Source organism: Oceanobacillus sp. MO10714A (assembly GCF_037072045.1).
Lineage (GTDB): Bacteria > Bacillota > Bacilli > Bacillales > Amphibacillaceae > Oceanobacillus > Oceanobacillus indicireducens.
The window spans coordinates 1-1,428 of record NZ_JAXHDC010000114.1 but is presented as its reverse complement, the minus strand read 5'-3'; the positions used below and the strand labels follow the sequence as shown (position 1 = coordinate 1,428).

1 pseudogene is annotated in these 1,428 nt (G+C 39.1%); it reads left to right on the top strand.

The annotated features are described in order from the left end of the window. Positions 1 to 13: 13 nt before the first annotated feature. Positions 14 to 1,350 (top strand): annotated as a pseudogene (locus SPD53_RS19730) (IS1182 family transposase). Positions 1,351 to 1,428: the final 78 nt, after the last annotated feature.

Sequence of the window (1,428 nt, the reverse complement as noted above, 5' to 3'; positions counted from 1 at the left end):
AGGAGTGCTTCTTATGACCATTATACGACAATATAGCCTATTTGGCATCCAAGAATTATACGACATGGAACCTACCCAAAAATATGAAGCGATTATTTCTGCGATAGATTTAGATGCAATTTACCATGCAGTAACTAAGAAATCACGTTTTGGTGCGCCTGAAGAGCTAAATTATGGTGCCATGATTATTTCCGTTTTTGTTCGATACGTGGAACGAATTCCCACCATTAAAGACCTGGTTAAACGACTGAATGAAGACATTGCTTTCAAGCTGAATTGTGGATTTCTCGTTTCTGACGATGTCCCTTCTGAAGCGTCTTATTCTCGGCTTTTAACCAAGCTAAGTGAATCCAACATCCTGGAAAAGGTTCAAGAAAAGGTAGTCCTTCAAGCTATTTCAGAGGGTTTTATTATGGATGACACGATTGCCATTGACGCTACACACTTTGAAGCTAAAGAAGAAAAGCCAAAGCCTAAACCTAAAAAACGCGGACGCAAATCCAAAGAAGAGCGCGAACAATGGTTGAAAGAACAAGCTGAAAAAGAAGCCAATCTACCTCTTTACGATAAAAAATTGAAGCTCAATTAGACGTTAGCTTAGATGAACTACGTGCCGAAGTTCCTCAAGACCCAACATGGGGGGTGAAGAAGAACTCAGAAGGCAATAATGTCTTTTGGTTTGGATTTAATGGGCATCTGGCTGTCGGAGCATCCAGTCAATATATTCTACAATCCATGTTTTCATCCGGGAGCTTAAATGATGGTAAGGCAGCCATCCCGTTACTAAAAGGGATGGACGAACGCCTTTCACTTCCATCTTTGCGCTATCAAACCATGGATGCGGGTTATGATTATGAACCCATTTACGAACAGGTAAACCGAATGGGCCACCAATCCGTTATTGCGTATAATAAACGAAATGAAGGGGAACCCATAGGGTTTGATAAACACTTTGCCCCAACTTGTTTTAGAGAGCATTCCTATCGTTATGATAGCTTTGACAAGAAATACGAAACCTTAAAATATACAAGTCCAAAAGAGTGTAAAGAATGTCCATTAGCTAACGAAGGGATTTGCCAAAAGGTTTATAAAGTTAAAATTACGACAGACCTGCGAAGGTACACCGCACCAGCACGTGGATCACAAGCATGGAAAAACATATTCAAACGTCGCACCGCTGTAGAACGAGTAAATGCCTATCTGAAGGAATTTTTTCAGCTTAATAATGTTCGTTATCGTACTGGAAAACGTGCAAAAGTTCACTTTGACATCGTAACACTGATTTACAACGCTTCAAAACTAGCAGCAGATCGAATAAATGCACAATTGAATCAGCAACAAACCGCATGATTTCTATTTTTAAAAATACAAATTAGAAATTCTGTACGTCTTTGTATTTTTAAAAAGAGCAATTATGAAATTGACTCA